A 19,242-nucleotide genomic window follows, 5' to 3' on the forward strand; every position below is an offset into this window, starting at 1 on the left:
CTCCCGAAGCCGCGGGCCCACGCGAGCGAGCAGGGGGCGGTCCCAGGGTGTCCACGGAAGCGGTGGACTCTCAGCAGCTTTCCTCAGTCGATTTCGAGGAGCAGCCTGCCGGCGCGGTCGCCGACCATCATGGACGCCGCATTGGTGTTCGCCGAGGGGACGGTGGGCATGATGGCGGCACTCGCCAGCCGCAACCCCTGCACACCCTTGACCCGGAGCAGGGGGTCCACCACCGCCATGTCGTCCGTGCCCATCCGGCACGTCCCCACGGAATGGAAGTCGCTCTCGGAGAACTTCCGGACCGCCTCCTGGAGCTGCGCATCCGTGGACACATCTGGCCCTGGCGTGTGCTCCACGTCCTCCAACCAGTCGCGCAGCCCCGGCGCTCCGAGCAGCTCCCGGATGGCCTTGTAACCCTCGAGCTGGTTGGCCATGTCCTCGGGCGTGCCCAGGAAGTTCGGGTCAATGAGCGGGGCGTCCTGGAAGTCCGCCGAGCGCAGCTTCACTGTCCCCCGGCTCGTCGGGTGCAGGTGGATGAGCCCCAACGCCACCGCTTCGGAAGGATAGGAAGCCCAGCCATACCGCATGTAATACGCCTGGACCTGGAACTTCGGCATGCCTGGGCGCGGGCCGTCCCCGAAGAAGACGCTCACGTCCATGGTGGTGACATGCGCTGCCGGCTCCGGTTGCCGCAGCTTCCTCACCGCCACCGAGATGAGGTGGTCGTGCAGGTTCTTGCCCACTCCCGGCACCGCCGCCACCACCGGGATGCCATGGGGCGACAGCTCCGCCGGATCGCCAATCCCCGAGAGCATCAGCAGATGCGGCGTCTGGATGGTGCCCGCGCAGACGATGACCTCGCGCGAAGCCTTCAGCGTCTTCTCCACTCCATCCTGGTCCAGGACCACCCCATCCGCCTTCGTGCCGCGCAAGGCGATGCGCTTCACGTGGGCCCCCATGAGGATGCTCAGCCGGGAGTCGCCGACGCTCGGCGCCAGCATTGAGGAGAAGGCATCCAGGCGCCGGCCGTCCTCCGTCACGTTCAACTGGGTGTAGCCCACGCCGAGCTGCTGCTCGCCGTTGTAGTCCGGGTTGAGCGGATGACCCAGGTTCGCGAACGCCTGGACCATGGCCTGGGATAGCGCACCGCGGGCCGTCAGCGCCGAGGTCGGCTGCATCGCCGCACGCATCCGCTGGAAGGAGGGCTGCACACCCGTGGAGTCCCAGCCAGGACACCCCGCGGCGGCCCAGCCGTCGAAGTCGCCCTTGTTGCCATGCACCCAGACCATGCCGTTGATGGAGCTGCCTCCGCCCACCACCTTGCCGCTGGAGTAGGACTGCGGCCTGTCCATCAGCTCTCGCTGGGGAATGGACTTGTAGCCCCAATCCACTTCGGAGTCGGGCAGCGTCAGCTTCCAGGCCTGGGTGAAGTCGCGGACCTCCTCGCGGTCATTCGAGCCTCCTGCCTCGATCAGCAGGATGCGTGCATTGGAGAGCGTCAGCAGCCTGGCGGCGAGCGTGCATCCCGCCGAGCCCGCACCCACGATGATGTAGTCATATTCCGAGGTGGGGTCCGAGCAACTGAAGAGCGTCTGGGTTCCCACTGCCGTGGCCGTCAGACCGAGCAGGGTCAGAAAACCACGGCGGGAGAGCCGCCCGGCCTGCAGCTGTTGGATGAGGTGCTCCTTGCGGAGCGATGGGGAAGAGGCCTTCTTCGTCATCCGGGCAGACTCGCTGTGAGGGGGGAACCGGGGCGCTACTTCACCATCGTCGCCAGGCGAAGCAAATCACTTCCAAAGGAGACCCCCTCCTCGGAGCTGGCCTGCGCATTGATGAGGATGGTGTTCTTGTCCCCGGTGAGGACAATCCCCAGCGAGAGCCCCCGCTCGACCAGGGCAGCGGAACCGGTGATGGTGAGCACCTTCGCCGCGCGGCTGAGGGCCTTGAGCGCGTCGACCTCGGCCTCGAGCCCTTCACACACGAAGAGCGCGTCGAGCCCCTGGGCCGCGACAGCGCCCTTGAGGGCCGCCGCATCGGTGTAGGCCAGCCTCACGACCTGGAGGGCCATTCCCTGGACCTTGAGCGTCCCCAGCTTGGTCAGGGCCTCCGTCCATTTCTTGGAACTGTCGACGGAGTTGGAGTGGCCCTCCTTGAAGAGCACCGCCACCGTCAGCGAGCCACCCGCGCGCTTGGTGAGGTTGTTGTCGTAGGCAAGGGCCCGGAGGGTGATGACGGCCTGGCGGTCCACGAGGGGGTCCGCTCCCGCGCGGCCGCCCACCAGGAGCAGCCCCAGGGGTAGCAGGGCCCAGCCGGAAGCAAGCTGGCGAAAGCGGGGACGGCCTGGGTTCGAGGGAGTCATCGCGGTTTTTTTATCCGAAGCGGAGAAGAAGAAATCAGATGCGGTAGTGATTGGCTACGTCGAGCACGGCCTTCGAGACGTCCTGGACGACCGTGATGGCATTCGCCGTGGACTCGAGTCGTGCAACGGTCTGGCCCATCTGACGCCCGAGGTCGTCGATGGCCGAGAAGATGTGGGTGATGCCGACGTTCTGCTGGGAGACCGCGTTGGCGATCTGCTCGACCGCCTCGCGGTTGGCCTTCACGATGCGCGTCAGCTCCCGGAGGTTCTCGCCCGAGGACTGGACGCTCTCGAGCCCCTGCGACACCTGAGCCGAACCGCTCTCGGTGATGGAGACCGCGGCGCGGATGGACTCGATGATGCCACCGAGGAGCTGGCGGACCTCCACGGTACGCTTGATGGACTGGTCCGCGAGGCTGCGCACCTCCCGCGCGACCACCATGAAGCCCTTGCCGTGCTCACCGGCTCGCGCGGCTTCAATCGAAGCATTGAGCGCGAGCATGTTCGACTGGTCCGCCAGGTCCTTCACCGTGGAGGTGATGTTGCCAATCCGCTGTGCGTGCGCGTCCAGGCTCGTGATGCGCTCGGCAATCTGCTCCACCTGATTGCGAATGTGGCTCAACCCCTCGAGGCTCTTCTCGATGCCGCTCTCACCGGAGGTCCCGATGGACTCGGCCCGGGCGGCGACGCTGAGCACCGCCTCGGCGCGCTGGGTGGCCAGGTCCGCGGTCAGGCGGAGCTCCTGCGCCGAGGCCTGGGTGCCCTGGATGGCGCGTGCCTGGTCTCGCACCGACCCCTCCTGCTCCTGCGCCACCACCCTCAGCGCGGTGGTGTGCTCGGAGAGCCGGTGAGCGGACTCCTGGAGGGTCCGGGTGGCGCGGCGAAGCTGGGTGAGCATCACCGCGAACGAGCCGGCGAGCTGCTCGAGCTCGTCCGAGGAGGAGCGCTGCTGGAGCGAGGCGCCGTAGGCGCTCGCCTGCCGTTCGACTGCTTCGGCGCCGCCGAGCGCCAGCTCGGCCGTGACCAGGTCCCCCTGGGAGATGTGCTGGGCCACCGCGCGGAGCCGCTCCACCGGGCGCACCACCTGGGTGCCCACCAGGAAGGTCAACCCGAGCCCCACGAGGAACACCAGCCCGGAGACGAGCCCCACGACGAGCAGGTTGCTGCGGCGCTGGGCGTGGAGCGTCTCGAGGCTGAAGCCGAGCACCAGCTGCCCGCGGGCGCCGGTACGCCCGCTCACGGCCACGGCCACATGGATGTCGCGCTCGGTGGAGGAGACCTGGGACTGGTTGTCGGACGCCTTGGGCAGGGAGGCCACGTCGGGAGCGGCCTCGGGCTTCCACGACGCCATCCGGCTGCCATCCTCGCGGAGGACGAGCGCGTACACCGCCCCCGGAGTGACCGCCAGACCGCTCACCAGCTCCTCCGCGCGCGCCACATCATCGAAGTCGAGCGCCGGGGCCACGGCGGCTGACAGCACCGTGGCGATGCCCACGGCCCGCTGCTCCACTGAGGCCCGCGCGAGCGAGTCGAGCCGCGCCGGGAAGAACGCCAGGAGAAACAATGCAATCGCAGCCAGAAGCGTCGCCACCAGCGCGACGAATTTGACCCGGAGTGATTGCCGCTGAAAGAGCATCCGCATGGGGAGAAGCGATGACCTCGGCTCGGGAGATACGACCACGCTGACTCAGCCATGGCCTCCTTGGCCTTTACCGCAGGCCAGGCAAGACCACTGCCATTCGAAAGCACCCGCCCTCCCCTGCCCCTCCGCAGGCCAGACGGGCGGAGGGGCAGGCGACCGGGCTGCGCACCAGGTCAAAGGTTGAAGGCCAGCTCCAGCATCGCCGTGCGCGGGTCCTGGGGCGTGTTGACGAACTCCAGCGGGCCGCCGGCACCCGGCATGTAATACCGGGCATCCAGCGCGTTGCGGACGTCCAGGGCCAGGGAGAGCCCGTCGACGAAGAGGTCATCCGCGCGGAGCGCGACATCGACGACCGCGTGGGCGGGCGAGGTCAGCCGGTGGGAGGGCTCTTCCGGGTTGCGCAAAGCCTGGGTGGACCGCGAGGCCCAGCGAACCCGGGGGGTGAGGCTGAAGGCGCCGTGCTTCACGGTGATGCCGCCCTTCACCTTGTAGGGCACGTTGAACGGCATGTCGGTCCATCCGTCCTCGGGCTTGTCGAAGGTCTTTCCCATGGAGACGCTGAAGGAACCCCACGGCTCGATTTCCGTGGCCCCCCACTTCATCTGGTAGCGGAGCGAAAGGCTTCCGCCGTAGAGCCGGGCCCGGCCCTCGCTCCGGAACTCCTCGTAGGACAGGATGTCCGCACCCGCGAACTCGGTGGAGTTGTTGACCGTGCGCGCGACGGTGATTCCATTCACCGCGCTGAAGTAGCCATCGAACTCGACGAGCAGGTCCTTGGCCATCAGCAGCGAGTAGTCGAACTCCAACGTGCGCGCCTTCATGGGGTCCAGGTCGGCGTTGGGGACGTGGTACCAGTAGGCGAAGGGCCGGCCGGTGTTGGCATCGGTTCCCGCGAACGAGCCCCAGAAGGCATATTGGTACGCGGGCGGCGGCGCGAGGAAGGCCTCGCCGTAGAGCAGCTTCGCGGTGTTCCCCGACGAGAACTGGTACACGACGCCCGCGCGCGGGTTGAAGGTGTTGCCATACCGGGTGTCGTGGTCGAAGCGCAGGCCCGCCGTGACGGCCAGGCTGCTCGTGAGCTGGGCCTGTGTCTGCAGGTAGCTGCCGAACGTCTGATAGCTGAGCTCGTAGTCCGGGAAGGGAATCGACGTTCCGAAGATGGTCTGCCCTTGCGCCCCCGACGGCAGGTCCTCGTCGAACGGGGTGGAGAGGGCGCCCGTCTCGGGCAGCGCCTGGATGTAGGCCCAGGAGAATCCCGCCACGAGGTCGATGTCAGGCGTCAGCGGGTAGGCCAGCTGCTCCCTGGCGCTGAAGGACGTGTTCCTCGAGTACTTGTACTGAGGCACGCCCCCCGAATACACGTTGTTGTACGAGAACGACGGCAGCTTGGTGAAGATGGAGTAGTTGACCTCCGAGCTGGACTCGAGCTTCGGGAGGAGCTCCTTGCGGTAGGTCAGATAGAAGTTCTGCCACCGGTGCGGGGCATCCGCGCCGTAGATGGTGTACTCCGGTCTGGCGCCCACGGACGTGAGCTGGGTGAACTGCCGCATGTCGTAGCCGGCCGCCAGCTCCTTATCGAGCGTCAGCCGGGCGGCGATGGAGTAGCTCGACACCTCGTTGCTGAAGCGGTTGCCCGGAGTCGAGGCCAGGACGTTTCCGGTGAACGGGTCCCGCAGCTCGCCGATGCCCTGGAAGTCATCGCGGTAGGCCCTGGAGAGGTCCGGGGCATCCGAGGTGTGTCTGTGGGCCGTGAGGCTCAGCTGGGCGTGCTCGCCAATCTTCGTGAACGCCTTGGCGGCGCCGTAGCGCGTGTCGGCGCTCCCGTACGAGACGGAGGCCCGGACGCCCTGGCTGGCTTCCTCGCGCCGGCTGACGATGTTGATGATGCCGACCAGCGCGTCGGCGCCGTACAGGGCGGAAGCGGGGCCGTAGATGACCTCCACGCGCTCGGCGTCGAAGAGCGGGTAGTTGTCCTCGACGGGGGCCTCGTCGCCCGTCATCGCGTTGATTCGGACGCCATCGACGAGGACGAGGAAACGGTTGTTCCCCACCAGGCCGCGGACGGAGACCGCACTCCGCGTCACCGCTGAGTAGTTGGTGAAGACATCCACCTCCGGCATGTCCTGCAGGAGGTCTCTCAGATTGACGTAGCGGCGCTGCATGATCTGGCTGCGCGTGACGACGACCGAGCGTGCAGGAGCCCAGAGCAGCGGCTGGATGCGACGGGTGACGGTGTCCACCTCGAGGTTGAGGAGTTCCTCGAGCGAGAGGTCATCAATCTGGGTTGCCGAATCCGCTCGAGCGACCACTGGGGAGACGAGCAGCGCGGCTCCCAGGGACCAGGCAGCGATGTTGTTCCAGGAGGGGGGGCGAGTACGCATTTTCAGGGGTGTGTCCTTTCCTGCGCCCCGTGCATCTGCAAGTGATGGACCGTAAACGTTTCGTCGTGTGGGCCCCTCCTGACACCGCCTGACCGTGAGGCACGCACGCACTTCGTGCCTGGGTCATTTCATGAAAATGGGTCTACGTTGACCCCGTCGTGCAGTGGGTATCGCTGGAAGAAGCAGGGTGGAGGCGCACTCGGGCTGCCACGCTCCGCGGCCACCCGTGACGCCAGGAATACCGGCTCGACGCCCGCGCCCGCTCGAAGGACGTCCGGCCTGGCTGTGGCCGCTGTGGGGCTCGCGGGGTCCCTACGCAGCGCTCGGTCGGGCGGGCTGCGGCTTCGGGTCGCCTGGACCCCAGACCCTGAGTTCAATCCGCCTCGCGGGTCTCCAACCACCCCAGTCAGAAGCGCGCATCATAAGAACGAATGATGGCACCGATTGCCTGCCCTCTGACCCATGCGGAGGGTGAAGAAGACGGCCAATCGGGCTCCACGCGCGCTTCGGCGCGCGCTCCTGCCCCGCGGAGGTGGCACGGCGACCTGCTGCGCATCGCAGGTGCCGTGCCAGGGTGCCGCGCTACGCGCCGGTCTCGTAGTTGGCGATGGCGGACAGGATGACCGACTGGCCCGTCTGCGAGTCAATCACCTGCACGCGCTGGGTGTGGTCCCGGAAGGGGCCAATCGTGCGCGAGCAGACCCAGCCCTCCTGGGTGGTGTACCAGACGCGGGAGCATTTGTTGTCGAGGTACGTAATCTGGTACCGGCCGGAGGACTGGTCGATGCCGACGACCGAGAACACCGCCGTGGCCTGGCGCTGCCACCAGACGATGGCGGAGCAGTAGTCAGGGGTGGCCACGTCCCACGACGTTGTGTCGATGTAGCAGGCGGCCCGTGCGGACTCGATTCCCGCGAGCTGCGCCAACTCCGCTTGCGGACCCGTCGCATCCTCGTGAGCCAGGGCCGGAGCCGCGATGGTGGCCAGTACAGCAGACATTCCCCACTTCAAGACAGACTTCATACGGAGCACCTCGTTCATGTGTGTTGTTGGCACCCGCCGCTGACGTGAGACGCGACAGGCAACCGGTGACACAGATAGAGCGAGACGCCCGGAAGATATCGGACGCCAGCGCACCACGATTCGACCGGGAGCGCAGGAGCCGACTCGGGAGAGACCAATGTCCCCTGTCCCGCGGGGACGAAGGTCACCTGGGGAAAGCGCGCGGAGAACCCTGGCGGGCTGGTGAGCCCCACCGTGACCCTCTTCAGCCACCCCCAGGGGAGGGAGCTCGAGTGGTCGCAGACGTGCTCCATCCCGCCGCTCTCCGTTCCAGCGCTACTCGTGGAGCACCGACTGGAAGTGAAGGAGACGAAGTCGAGGTGGAACTCCACCCAGGGGTGGGTAACAAAGCCCATGTTTTTCGCGTGTTTTTCAACGATTCACATGAATTCCGCCTCAATCCAGGACCTTCCTTTCAAGACAGATGTCTGTCTACACTGGTGACATCTTCACCGATTGAAACAGGGGTTGGGGGGGAATCACATATGAAGATGACGCTCCAGTACGACGCCACTCACGACATCCATGTCTTGACCTGCTTCGACGTCCGGATCGACAGCGTGGCGACCCTGGAGGAGTGGGCACGGCAGCTCCGAGCGCTGCTCGAGCCGCTCCCGAAGCGCACCTATCTGGCCATCGACATCACCGACTTCCGCCTGTCGGCCGCCATGGCGCCCGCGTACGGGCCCATCGCGAAGGAAGTGATTGCCCGCTTCACGCAGGCGGCCGTGCGCTACGGCAACAAGGAGAACACGACGCGCGCCGCCATCCGCCTGCAGGCCAGCCTCAACCAATACCCGTCGAACATCATGCCGGACCAGGAGACCGCGTTCTCCGTGCTCAAGCAGATTCGCGAAATGTCAGGGCAGCGGTGAGCCGCGAGCCCCAGGAGAAGTCCATGTCCGTGCAGCCCCCTGCTCCGCCTCCCGCCAACCCCGCCGCCCTGAGGCAGATGATTTTCGCCTTCTGGTCCGTGCGGGCGCTCTACGTGGCGGCGGAGCTGGGCATCGCCGACCAGCTCGCCGCGGGGCCTCGCACCTGCGACGCGCTGGCGGCGGCCTGCGGCGCCGACGCGTCCGCGCTGTACCGGGTGCTGCGCGCCCTGAGCGGAATGGGCCTGTTCACCGAAACGGAGCCCGGCCACTTCGCCCTGGCGCCGCTGGGTGAGTACCTGCGCAGCGACACGCCCGGCTCCATGCGCGCCCTCGCGCGGATGATGGGCTCGGAGTGGCACTGGCGCTGCTTCGAGGGAACGCTCTCCAGCGTCCGCACCGGGCGGCCCGCGATGGAGGCCATGCTGGGCAAGCCCCTCTACGCCTTCCTCCAGGAGCACCCCGAGCAGGAGAAGCTCTTCGACCAGGCGATGACGGGCTTCTCCTCCGTGGAGAACGACGCCATCCTCGCGGCCTGGGACTTCGGCACCTCGGGCACGGTGGTGGACGTGGGCGGAGGGCGCGGACACCTGCTGGCCGCGCTGCTGCGGCACCACCCGGAGCTGCAGGGCCTCCTCTTCGACCGGCCCACCGTCACCCGCGGTGCCAACCTGGCCGTGAGCGAGCTGGGCGAGCGCTGCGGCGTGGTGGGCGGAGACTTCTTCGACTCCATCCCCTCCGGCGGCGATGCGTATCTGCTGAAGTACATCCTCCACAACTGGGACGACGCGCGCGTGGGCGCCATCCTCCGCACCTGCCGGCGCGCCATGAAGCCCTCGGCGCGGCTGCTGGTGGTGGAGCAGGTCGTCCAGCCCGGCAACGCGCCGGAGCCGGTGCGCCTGCTGGACCTGGAGATGCTGGTGCTGGTGGGCGGGCGCGAGCGCACGGAAGCGGAGTTCCGCGCGCTGTTCGCCGACAGCGGCCTGTCGCTCACGCGGGTGGTGAGCACCCGCATGCCGCTGTCCATCATCGAGGCCGTCCCCGTCTGAGGCAGCGCCCGGGCCCTCCGGGCGCAGGTGCCTCGATGAGGCGGAGGCTCAGGGGGCCACCTCGCTCGAGGAGGGCCGGTGCGGAAGCCGCGTCGGCGTTCTGCGCATCTGCTCGATGGCCTCCCGCGGGTAGACCACGTACTGCCCCAGGCCAATCGCGGAGCTCTCCACGCGCCACCCGTACCGCGTCCGCAAGAGCACCACCGTCCGGTGCTCCTCCTGGGGCTCGTCGTAGAAGCGCTCCGCGAAGCGGCCGGCCACATGGAACGTCACCGGAACTCGAACGTCCCGCTTTCCTATCTCGGGCGTCCCCAGCTCGTAGCCAGTGATGATGTGGATTTCGTCGGGCCCGGGCTCGATGTTGGGGCAACTGACCGCGCCCGTAAACCACGCGTCCGTCCTGCGGAACTGGCCCTGCCCGCCGCGGCGGAGGAACTCGTCCGCCAGGGCGAAGGGGTCCTCGTGCGCGCGCACGGGCGTCACCTCGCACTCAGGCGACTCCGCCGATTCCTCGACCGCGGCCAGGGCCCGCGCCCGCGCGTCCTGGGGGGCGGGACGACAGGCTGGCGAGAGCACAACCACCGTCAACGACAGCAGGCGGAATGTCTGCGACATGGAAGCGAAGCGTAGCATCCGCTGCATGGCATCCAGGTACTGCCGCCGTGCCCGACACGCCATGGGCGCGTCCAGGATGCGGGAGTCTTGAATAGGAACAGAAGGCCGCCAGCCTCTCGTGGAGAGGGGCTGGCGGCCTTCACTGCGTCCGGGCGGACTACAGGTCCGCGATGTTCACGGCCCAGGGCTCCCGGCCGACGGAGCCGTCATTCGCCGAGAAGAACACCGTCCCACCCGAGCGCGTGAAGCGCACCGGAGAGGAGGAAGCCGCCCCGGGCGCGATGTCCTGCACCTGCACGGTGCCGACATCCGTCCCATCGCTCTTCCACAACTCCATCCCGGACACCCCGTCATCCGCGGAGAAGAGCAGGAGCCCCTCGGGCTCCAGCGCCTTGAGGGCCCCGAAGGCGGAGCCCGCCGCTCCGGGCGTGAGGTCCTTCACCAGCACCGTGCCCACGAGCGGGTCCTCGTACTTCCACAGCTCCCGCCCCGAGACGCCATCGTCCGCCGTGAAGTACAGCGTGCTCCCCAGCGCGGTGAGGAGCGTGGGGTTCGAGCCCACCAGCCCCGCGCGCAGGTCGGCCACCTGCACCGTGCCCGCGGCGGTGCCGTCGGTGCGCCACAGCTCGGCGCCGGAGATTCCGTCGTTGGCCACGAAGTACAGCACTCCGCCCACCACCGTCAGGGACTCCGGGTTGGAGCTCGCGGCGCCCGGCGCGATGTCCAGCACCCGCACGGTGCCGGTGGCCGTCCCGTCGCTCTTCCACAGCTCGTCACCCGACACCCCATCGTTGGCCACGAAGTACAGCACCCCGCCCATCGCCGTGAGGAAGTGCGGATTGGAGCCGCCCGCGCCCACCAGGATGTCCTTCACCCGCCACGACGTCGAGCCGTCGGTCTTCCACAGCTCGACGCCAGAGGAGTCGCTCGCGGAGTAGAACGTCATCGTGCCCACGGGAGTGTAGTTGCGCGCGCCGGAGTCCAGGATGCCCAGGCGGGTGTCCCGGATGAGCGCGGTGCCGGCCGAGGTACCATTGCTCTTCCACGGCTCGACGCCCGTGTTCGAGTAGATGGTGTCCTTCGCGGAGAAGAAGAGCAGGCCGTTGTTCGCCGTGAGGTAGAGCGGGTACGCGCTCGCGGAGCCGATGTTGATGTCCGCCACCTGGATGGTGCCCACGGCAGTGCCGTCGCTCTTCCACAGCTCGACGCCGGAGCTGCCCTCCGCGCTGAAGTACAGCGAGCCATTCATCACCGTGAGGTAGCTCGGGTTGGAGCTGCCGGCCAGGGTGGAGATGTCCTTCACCTGCACGGTGCCGGTGGCCGTCCCATCGCTCTTCCACAGCTCGACACCCTGCAGGTCCCGGGCGCTGAAGTACACCGTCCCGCCCAGCTCCGTCAGCGAGCGGGGGCCCACGTCCCAGGAGCCATCGTTGATGTCCTTCACCTGGACGGTGCCGGCGGCCGTGCCATCGCTCTTCCACAGCTCGTTGCCACGGGTGGCATCCTCGGCGCGGAAGAAGAGCTTCCCGCCCACGTTCGTCAGGAACTGCGGAGACGAACCGGTGGCTCCCGGGAAGATGTCCTGCACCCGCACCGTCCCGGCCGCGGTGCCGTCACTCTTCCAGACCTCCTTGCCGGAGCCCCCGTCATTGGCCACGAAGTAGAGCGTGGTGCCCATGGCGATGAGGCTCTCCGGCGCGGACTCCGCCGAGCCCACGTTGATGTCCTTCACCCGCACGGTGTTCCAGGACGTGCCGTCGCTCTTCCACAGCTCGTGCCCCGTGACGCCGTCATGCGCGGAGAAGTACAGCGTCCCGTTGACCACCGCCAGGTTGCGGGGATTGGCGCTGGCCGTGCTCGGCCGGATCTCCGCCACCTGCGAGGTGCCGAAGTTGGTGCCGTCCGTCTTCCAGAGCTCCCCGCCACTGGCGCTGGTGGAGGCCGCGAAGTACGCCACGCCGTTGAGCACGGTGAAGGACGTCGGATAGGAGCCGATGCTCCCGGAGTTGATGTCCCGCACCAGCGTGGTGCCGGTCGCCGTGCCCGTGCTCTTCCAGAGCTCGGGGCCGTTGACGCCGTCATCGGCGGAGAAGAGGAGCACCGAGCCAAGCGCCTTCATGCCCTGCGGAGACGAGCTGGTGGCCCCCGGTCTGATGTCCTTCACCAGCACGGTGCCCGTGCTGGTGCCGTCGCTCTTCCACAGCTCCTGGCCCGCCACACCGTCGTCCGCGATGAAGTACAGCGTCGTCCCCACCGGGATGAAATGACCCGGGTACGAGCCCGACGAGCCCGCGTTGATGTCCTTCACCTGCACGGTGCCCGCCGCCGTACCATCCGTGCGCCACAGCTCCATCCCACCCCCGGACGTCTCGGCCCGGAAGTAGACGGTGCCGTTCATCGTGACGAGCTCGTTGGGATTCGAGCCCGAGAGGCCCGGATAGATGTCCTTCACCATCCAGGTGCCCGCCGCCGTGCCATCCGAGCGCCACAGCTCGCGCCCGGATGCGCCATCGTCCGCCTGGAAGTAGAGCACGCCATTCGCCACCGCGAAGTTCCACGGACCGCCCGAGTCCGGACCGGGATTGATGTCCTTCACCATCCAGGTGCCCGCCGCGGTGCCATCGCTCCGCCACAGCTCGCGCCCGTTCAGGCCATCCTCGGCGATGAACCAGGCCACGCCTCCCATGTCGGTGATGTAGAGCAGGAACGAGCTGCTCACCTGGGCCGCCCCGTCGATGTCCTTCACCAGGAAGGCGGGGTTCACCAGCGCTCTCTGGGAGGTCCCCTCCGCTCCCCTCGTGGGCTCGACCGGCGGCGCCGCCCCGTCGCACCCGTTCAACATTGCCAACACCGCTGCATGCCCCATCCAGGTCCACAACCGTTTCATCGGGTCTCCAATGACGAAGGTTCGCCGGGGCCCCAACGCCACCCGGCGGCGCCTCCTGACTCAAAGTACCGGCAAAGGCTGACAACACTCAGCGACGCGCGCCGCAAAGCCAGGCATGGGCATTCCCAGACCCAGGTGACGTGGCGGACAGGGACTCCGGGTGACCTGGACCCTCACCCTGATGAGTGATTGGAAAGGCGTGGGCCTCAGCGCCGTGGAGCGCTCGCCGTCACCTGCCGCATGCTCCAGTGGCAGATGATGTTTCCCGCCGCATCCCTCATGGGCTCCACGGCCTCGAGGAACGCGCGCCGGACTCCCTCGCGTGCGTCGGAGGTGAGCCGGTCGGCATCGTAGGTCGTGGAGAGTGATTCCCAGACATGCTCGGGCGTGCCGCCGTCCTGGACCTCGAGGTCGAAGACCTCGACCTGCTGGAAGGCGAGGCCGAAGAGCGCCACGAGCCCATCGGTCGAGCGGAAGCGCGTGTCACCGAGGCTGGGCAGGGGGCGCGGCTGCGCCTCGATGGCGGGCTTCATCAGGGAGCGGAACACCGCGAGCGTCCCGGAGGGAGCGAAGCCTCCGCCGACGACGCAGGACAGCTTCCCGTCGGGCTTCAGCGAGCGGCGGACCTCGGAGAGGACCTTCTCGCAGTCATCCATCAACATGAGGGCCAGGTGACTGAGCACGACGTCGAGGCTGGCGTCCTCGAAGGGAAGCGACTGCGCCACGCCTTGAATCAGCGTGGCGGCCCCCTTCAAGCGCGCCTGGGCCTGGGCGAGCTCGTCCTGGCTCATGTCCAGGCCGACGAGGCGCGGGCGCGGAGACTCGCGCCGCGCGAGCAGCTCGAGCAGGTAGCCATCGCCGCAGGCCAGGTCGAGCACCGTCCTGGCCCGCGCGTCCTGGGGGACTTCCGCCGCCAGCAGCTCGTAGGTCGAGGGGAATCGGCTGTTGCCTCGAATCACGGGCGTCTTCGAGAACCACCGCGCGGTCACTCCCGCGAGCCGGCGGTGGTAGTCGAGGAGGTAGGACTCGGTGTTCGAGGGGGACATGGGGGGCGGGTCATAACATGCGCCCGCTCCCGGGCTCCGGACGGCCGAGGGGATTGAGCCGGCGCCTCGCTCTTCCGGAGCCGGAAAAATGGCCCATTTGCCCGTTTTATTCGCTCGCGGTTCTCAACGGACGAACCCACTCCGAACGGAGCAAGCCATGAAGACCGCCCTGAAGAGCCTGTCCCTCGCCGCCGCCTTCGCCCTCGCCATCCAGGCCACCCCCGCCAACGCCAATGGCCTCGGAGGGGCCTCCATGAAGGCCACCAACGGGGTGGACGATACGTGCTCCGTCTATGCCTACGGGTGGATTGCCAACAGCTGCGCCGCGACGAAGTCCTTCATCGTCGCCCTGCCCTTCTCTGGCTCCGCCGGGTACCGCACGTTCTCCGTGATGGCGCAGGGGGCCAACACCGGCGACGTGAGCTGCCGCATCGCGGCCACCACCAATGCCCAGAACGGTTTCTACGCGGGGAGTTGGGTCTCGCTGCCGGCCGCGGGCAGCCCGCAGACCATCGACCTGGGCACGCTCTTCACGGACACCAAGAGCTCCCTCTACCTGCTGTGCAACCTGGCGCAGAACGCCAAGATCTACTCCATCCAGTGGGATAACTAAGTAGGTAGCCAAAAGTTCTCTAACAAATCCCGCAGCCAGAACCCCTCCGCGAGGATACCCGCCTTGCGGAGGGCCTGCGTCGGGGTGAGCGAGAGGGTCCAGAGGACAGCGGCGTCAACATGGTCGGCAACCGTGGAGTACTGGCGATTGGCCGAGATGTGCAGCTTCAGCTCCCTCCAGACGTGGTCCATGGCGTTGAGCTCGGGACGCTGCTTGGGGAGCCAGAGCAGGTGGATGTCCAGCTGCGCCGCGAGTGCCTGCGAGCGCTGTGCGGTATGGCATCTGGCCTGGTCCAACAGCAGCAGCACCGGTCGGCCCGGGTAGGCAAGGCGAAGGATGCGCAGGAAGGCCATGAAGTCCTCCTGCCGTCCGCGCTGGCTGGTGGCCAGCACGCGGTGGCCGGTCCGTGGATTGATGGCCCCCCACAATGTGCGTTTGGCGTTCTCCCCGGTGATGGGAACCTCGGCTTGCTCGCCTACCGGAGCCCATGCTGCGCGCAGCGGCGGAAACCACCTGAGCACGGTGCTGTCCATGATGAGCAGAACCGCACGTGGAGACTGCACCTTCAGTGTCGTCAGACGACGGACAAGACCCCTTTTTTCTGCCCCAGGTGAGGCGCGCGCGTCACGTACACGTACCGGGGCCTCTTCCACCGCAAATCCGCCTCGTGCAGCCGACGACGCAACGTGCGTAGTGACACATCGATGCCTTGTTGATGGAGGTGCGTGCATAGCAGCGGCACCGTCCAACCGTGCGTCGCCCAGCCAGCCTCCTGCGGACTCTGCCGGACCAGTTGCCGCAGGAGCGTAGCGGTCAGGCGCGAGGCGCCCCGGGGCCGCCCGGTACGCGGGCTGTCCAAGAGCGCCTCGGGCTCGTGCGACTCCAAGTAGCGTCCCAGCCAGCGATAGACGATGGGTCGGCTCAGCGCGCACAGACGCGCCACCTCTCCCACTGGCTTCCCCTCGGCCACGAGCTTCACAGCCAGGAGCCGGCGGAAGTGGCGGGCATCGCGAGCCTCTCGCAGCGCCCGCTCCAGCCGTCGCCTGTCGTAGGCTGTCAGCCCAAGCTCGGCAGGACTCCTCACGCGTCGCATGAGCCGGATCCTGCGCGTCCAGGCCAAATTTGTCTCCGAACTTTTGGCTACCTACTTAGTTCCCTGGCCACTGCCCCGGGAGACCCGCGATGCCGCGCCCCCTGCCCCTGGCCGGAATCACCGTGCTGCTGGCCTTCCTGGGCTGGCAGTGGCTGGAACACACCTCGCTGAAGGAGCAGCACCAGCAGCAACAGACGGAGCTCGCGGCCACCCGCCGCGAGCTCCGAGAGCTGACCCGCGCGCTGGGTGAGCAGCAAGCACAACTCGAGCGCCTCGCCCGGGAAGTGACACGCGCGCCCCCTTCCGCGCCCGGCCCGACCCTGGCACTCCCCGTCGAGCCGCACGCCTCCGGCGCGGATGGGGAGCGCCCGGCCGCCGCGAATCCGCCGGAGCTCCCGGTGCCGCCGTCCGAGCAGGAGCGGGTAGCCAGCCTGGAGGAAGCAGTCCACGGCGAACCCATCGATCCACACTGGAGCCGGCAGGCGGAGGACCTGGCCCGCTCCAGCCTGGAGCGAGTCCTCACCACGTCCCGGCTGGAGTCGGTGCACTGCGGTGCCTCGCTGTGTCGCGTGGAGACTTCGCACCCGAACCAGGAGGCGCTGGAGCTCTTTCGCGAGCAGGTCCTGATGGCGCCCACGCCGGTGCTCTGGAATGGAGCCACCTACAGCTCCGTGCAGGGGGACGCCCGCGCGGGCACCCTCATGACGGTCTCGTACGTCGCCAGGGAGGGAAGACCACTTCCCTCGCTGGAGCGCCGCTGAGCCCGCGGCAGCCACTCCCAGGGCTCGGCACCACGCGCGCTGGGCTGGCCCACTCCCCTCGCCCCCGCGCCCGTGAAAGCCTCACGCCTTGGCGGGCTTCTTCAGCGCCGTGTCCTTGCCCTCGTCGCGGCTGTGCACGGCGGCGGGCGGACTGGTGGCCTCCACCGCGGAGAACGTCTCCAGCACCTTGTACGTGTGCGAGGAGCCGCGCGGCACGAGCCACGAGTCGCCAGGGTTGAGCAGGATGACCTGCCCTTCGATATGCAGCTCAGCGCGGCCCTTCAGCACGAAGCCCACCGTCTCGTAGTCGCGGGCGGTGGCGGGCGCGGGCTCTCCGGGGGGCTCGTCCTCCCACAGCCGCATGGACAGGCGGACGCCGGAGGCCAGGTACTTCTGCCCCATCTCTCCCTTCGGCGAGTGCCGACTCTCGACCTTCTTCACGCTGGTGTCGCCCATACCTCGCGTCTCCTTCGCCTCGAAGGCGGTGAATGGCGGCGGGTGCGCCGCGCTCCTGCCGTGAAGGTAAGGAAGGAGGCCGGGCGTCGACGGGTGGACACCGCGAGCCCGCCCGCTCGCCGGGCCGGGGGCCGGAAAGACGAAGGCCCAGCCTCCTCGTGGGAGACCGGGCCTCGAGTACCACCAAGGAGGTGACCGTTCCGCGGGTCAGCTGCCGACCGCGCGGACGTTCTGGGCCTGCAGGCCCTTGGGGCCGCGCGTGACCTCGAACTCCACCTTCTGCCCCTCCTGAAGGGTGCGGAAGCCATCCATGTTGATGGCGGTGTGGTGGCAGAACACGTCCTCACCGTTGTCCTGCGCGATGAAGCCGAACCCCTTGGCGTCGTTGAACCACTTCACAGTACCGATTGCCATGTGACCTTCTTCTTTCTGCTTTGCGGCGGTCCGGACTTCCGGGCCGCCCGTGCGGAGCGGACATCGCCCCAACACCGAGACGACAATCCACCCTGGAGGCTCATGTCCACCGTCCCCCTCCCCGCCGGGCGGGCAGGCGTCAGACGGAAGACACTCCGGGAGCGAAGTGTCGCTCGCTGGGGAAAACCCGGGGGGTGCCGCGCCCCATTCCGAGCCCGGGAGGCCGTGCCCCGGGCCCTCCAGCCCCTTCACACTTCTTCACGGGGCTCGGGCGCGCCCTTCATACCCGCCTTCTACCTTCCTCCCCGTCAACAGCGCCGGCCCATGTCGGGCACGGCCTTTCGGGGAGCAGCATCATGTTCGGATTCCTCTTTGGTACCGCGTGCCTCGCGGGACTCATCTACACGCTTCGCGGCGGGCGTCACTGGCATCACCACCACCGCGGCGGAGGGCGCTGGGGCCGCGCCCGGCTGCGCTGGCTCTTCGAGCGCCTGGACACGTCTCCCGGCCAGGAGAAGGTCATCATCAAGGCGGTGGACGAGGTGACGGAGGCCTTCGCGAAGATGCGCGATGAAGTGGGCCCGAGCCGCGCCGCCCTCGGTCGCGCGCTTCGGGGCGAGCACTTCGACGGCGAGGCGCTGCGCGAGACGTTCGCCCGTCACGACGTGGCGCTCGACAACGTGCGCCGCACGGTGCAGGGCGGGCTCGCGCAGGTGCACGAGGCGTTGGATCCGCGCCAGCGCCGCGAGCTGGCGGACCTCATCGAGCACGGCTTCGGTTACGGCTACGGCTGGCGGGGCGGCTTCGGCGGCCATGGCCGCTGCGGCGGGCGCGGCGGGTGGCGCGGGCACGGCGAGCAGATGGTCTGAGGCCCGCGGCTCGCACCGGAAGACAGACGTCCTCGTCCACTCGAAGGAGAACACGCCATGCGCCGCCGCCTGCTCATCGTCCTGCTCGCCCTGGGCACCATCGGAGGCTATGCCTCCGGCTTCGCAGCCGTTGCCCGTCACCGTCACCACTGCCACGCCGGCGCCTCGGGAGAGCGCTGGGGGGACCGGTGGGACAGTCGCTGGGACTCGCGAGGCCCTCGTGAGTCGTGGGAGTCTCGCGCCCCCCGCTGGGACCCGGCGCCGCCCGCCGCCGCCCCGGCCCCCACCGCCCCACCGTCGCCTGGCGAGGGGGCGCGCTAGAGTCCGAGGCCGTCCATGTCCACGCGCGTCCTGCTCATCGATGACGACACCCGGTTGTACGAATTGCTCGCGGAGTACCTCGGGCAGAACGGCCTCAACGTCACCCATGCGCCCGACGGAGGGCGCGGCCTCGCGGCGCTGGAGGCCAACGCCTACGACGCGGTGCTGCTGGACGTGATGATGCCGGGCATGGACGGCCTGGAGGTGTGCAAGCGCATCCGAGCGAAGAGCCGCATCCCCGTCATCATGCTCACCGCGAAGGGCGACGAGACGGACCGCGTGGTGGGGCTGGAGCTGGGCGCGGATGACTACCTGCCCAAGCCCTTCAGCCCGCGTGAGTTGCTCGCGCGCCTGAGGGCGGTGCTGCGGCGCTCGCAGCCGTCGGCGGTGGCGGACCGGTTGGAGGCGGGCGGCGTGTCCATCGACGTGGCCGGCCGCGAGGTGCGCGTGGAGGACCGGCTGGTGGATTTGACGGGCCTGGAGTTCGACCTGCTGGTGGCGCTGGTGCGCCGGGCCGGGCGGGTCGTCCCTCGCGACGCGCTGCTGGGCGAGGCGGGACGCAGCGATACGGTGGTGGGCGAACGCACGGTGGACGTGCACATCTCGCATCTGCGGCAGAAACTCGGTGACGTTGGGACGCGCCTCATCAAGACGGTGCGCGGCGTGGGCTACGTATTCGCCAAAGAGGGCGCATGAGAGGCCGCCGGCGCAATCGGGGGTTTGGACCGGACTGCGAGCCGCCGGACTGTGGGCCGCCGGAGGACGATTCCGAGCACGGGCCCGAGGGCGAAGCACCGCCTCC

General features: G+C 68.3%; 19 protein-coding genes. 7 read left to right on the top strand and 12 right to left on the bottom strand.

Annotated elements, in window-relative coordinates:
• Positions 1 to 83: 83 nt before the first annotated feature.
• The 5 genes from ACVTJA_RS37960 to ACVTJA_RS37980 form a co-directional block, all read right to left on the bottom strand.
• Complete coding sequence (locus ACVTJA_RS37960) at positions 84 to 1,721, bottom strand: GMC family oxidoreductase (protein ID WP_465827559.1); 1,638 nt, start codon at positions 1,719 to 1,721, stop codon at positions 84 to 86.
• Between the two features lie 35 nt (positions 1,722 to 1,756).
• Entirely contained in the window at positions 1,757 to 2,359 is a 603-nt protein-coding gene (locus ACVTJA_RS37965) for a YfiR family protein (RefSeq protein ID WP_465827561.1), read from the bottom strand.
• 34 nt (positions 2,360 to 2,393) lie between these two features.
• Entirely contained in the window at positions 2,394 to 4,001 is a 1,608-nt protein-coding gene (locus ACVTJA_RS37970) for a methyl-accepting chemotaxis protein (RefSeq protein WP_465827563.1), read from the bottom strand.
• A 173-nt stretch (positions 4,002 to 4,174) separates the two neighbouring features.
• Positions 4,175 to 6,382 (bottom strand): TonB-dependent receptor plug domain-containing protein, encoded by a 2,208-nt coding sequence (locus tag ACVTJA_RS37975; RefSeq protein ID WP_465827566.1) that lies wholly within the window; start codon positions 6,380 to 6,382, stop codon positions 4,175 to 4,177.
• 582 nt (positions 6,383 to 6,964) lie between these two features.
• Positions 6,965 to 7,381, bottom strand: coding sequence for a hypothetical protein (locus ACVTJA_RS37980; RefSeq protein WP_465827567.1), 417 nt, complete (start codon positions 7,379 to 7,381; stop codon positions 6,965 to 6,967).
• 548 nt (positions 7,382 to 7,929) lie between these two features.
• Here ACVTJA_RS37980 and ACVTJA_RS37985 point away from each other — a divergent pair.
• The gene (locus ACVTJA_RS37985) at positions 7,930 to 8,319 is read left to right on the top strand and encodes a hypothetical protein (RefSeq protein WP_465827568.1); all 390 of its coding nucleotides are present in this window, start codon (positions 7,930 to 7,932) and stop codon (positions 8,317 to 8,319) included.
• A 23-nt stretch (positions 8,320 to 8,342) separates the two neighbouring features.
• Entirely contained in the window at positions 8,343 to 9,365 is a 1,023-nt protein-coding gene (locus ACVTJA_RS37990; protein ID WP_465827569.1) for a methyltransferase, read from the top strand.
• A gap of 48 nt (positions 9,366 to 9,413) precedes the next feature.
• On the opposite strand, the gene ACVTJA_RS37995 is transcribed toward ACVTJA_RS37990, so the two are convergent.
• From ACVTJA_RS37995 to ACVTJA_RS38005, 3 genes are all read right to left on the bottom strand, one after another.
• Entirely contained in the window at positions 9,414 to 10,043 is a 630-nt protein-coding gene (locus tag ACVTJA_RS37995) for a hypothetical protein (RefSeq protein WP_465827570.1), read from the bottom strand.
• A gap of 94 nt (positions 10,044 to 10,137) precedes the next feature.
• Complete coding sequence (locus ACVTJA_RS38000) at positions 10,138 to 12,744, bottom strand: ELWxxDGT repeat protein (RefSeq protein ID WP_465827571.1); 2,607 nt, start codon at positions 12,742 to 12,744, stop codon at positions 10,138 to 10,140.
• Positions 12,745 to 13,073: 329 nt separating this feature from the next.
• Positions 13,074 to 13,913: a class I SAM-dependent methyltransferase gene (locus tag ACVTJA_RS38005; RefSeq protein WP_465827574.1), complete on the bottom strand. Its 840-nt coding sequence runs from the start codon at positions 13,911 to 13,913 to the stop codon at positions 13,074 to 13,076.
• Positions 13,914 to 14,070: 157 nt separating this feature from the next.
• Between ACVTJA_RS38005 and ACVTJA_RS38010 the strand changes: the two genes are divergently transcribed.
• Complete coding sequence (locus ACVTJA_RS38010; RefSeq protein ID WP_465827576.1) at positions 14,071 to 14,526, top strand: hypothetical protein; 456 nt, start codon at positions 14,071 to 14,073, stop codon at positions 14,524 to 14,526.
• On the opposite strand, the gene ACVTJA_RS38015 is transcribed toward ACVTJA_RS38010, so the two are convergent.
• Positions 14,523 to 15,059 carry a transposase gene (locus ACVTJA_RS38015; RefSeq protein ID WP_465827577.1) on the bottom strand — a complete coding sequence of 179 codons (537 nt, stop codon included), beginning with the start codon at positions 15,057 to 15,059 and terminating at the stop codon, positions 14,523 to 14,525. The genes ACVTJA_RS38010 and ACVTJA_RS38015 overlap by 4 nt on opposite strands.
• A 41-nt stretch (positions 15,060 to 15,100) precedes the next feature.
• Entirely contained in the window at positions 15,101 to 15,619 is a 519-nt protein-coding gene (locus ACVTJA_RS38020) for a helix-turn-helix domain-containing protein (RefSeq protein ID WP_465827579.1), read from the bottom strand.
• Between the two features lie 89 nt (positions 15,620 to 15,708).
• Here ACVTJA_RS38020 and ACVTJA_RS38025 point away from each other — a divergent pair, with 89 nt between their 5' ends.
• Positions 15,709 to 16,380, top strand: a complete 672-nt coding sequence (locus ACVTJA_RS38025; RefSeq protein WP_465827581.1) for a hypothetical protein — start codon at positions 15,709 to 15,711, stop codon at positions 16,378 to 16,380.
• Positions 16,381 to 16,461: 81 nt separating this feature from the next.
• On the opposite strand, the gene ACVTJA_RS38030 is transcribed toward ACVTJA_RS38025, so the two are convergent.
• Both ACVTJA_RS38030 and ACVTJA_RS38035 read right to left on the bottom strand, forming a co-directional pair.
• The gene (locus tag ACVTJA_RS38030; RefSeq protein WP_465827583.1) at positions 16,462 to 16,836 is read right to left on the bottom strand and encodes a cupin domain-containing protein; all 375 of its coding nucleotides are present in this window, start codon (positions 16,834 to 16,836) and stop codon (positions 16,462 to 16,464) included.
• Between the two features lie 207 nt (positions 16,837 to 17,043).
• Positions 17,044 to 17,250 (bottom strand): cold-shock protein, encoded by a 207-nt coding sequence (locus ACVTJA_RS38035; RefSeq protein ID WP_465827584.1) that lies wholly within the window; start codon positions 17,248 to 17,250, stop codon positions 17,044 to 17,046.
• 356 nt (positions 17,251 to 17,606) lie between these two features.
• On the opposite strand from ACVTJA_RS38035, the gene ACVTJA_RS38040 reads away from it, so the two are divergent.
• The 3 genes from ACVTJA_RS38040 to ACVTJA_RS38050 are packed head-to-tail and all read left to right on the top strand — an operon-like array spanning position 17,607 to position 19,136.
• A complete protein-coding gene (locus tag ACVTJA_RS38040) occupies positions 17,607 to 18,119 on the top strand; it encodes a periplasmic heavy metal sensor (RefSeq protein ID WP_465827585.1) in 513 nt (170 codons plus the stop codon).
• A 57-nt stretch (positions 18,120 to 18,176) separates the two neighbouring features.
• Positions 18,177 to 18,440 carry a hypothetical protein gene (locus tag ACVTJA_RS38045; protein WP_465827587.1) on the top strand — a complete coding sequence of 88 codons (264 nt, stop codon included), beginning with the start codon at positions 18,177 to 18,179 and terminating at the stop codon, positions 18,438 to 18,440.
• Between the two features lie 15 nt (positions 18,441 to 18,455).
• Entirely contained in the window at positions 18,456 to 19,136 is a 681-nt protein-coding gene (locus ACVTJA_RS38050) for a response regulator transcription factor (RefSeq protein ID WP_465827589.1), read from the top strand.
• The last annotated feature ends 106 nt before the right edge of the window (positions 19,137 to 19,242 follow it).

The organism is Pyxidicoccus sp. M6 (assembly GCF_055568925.1).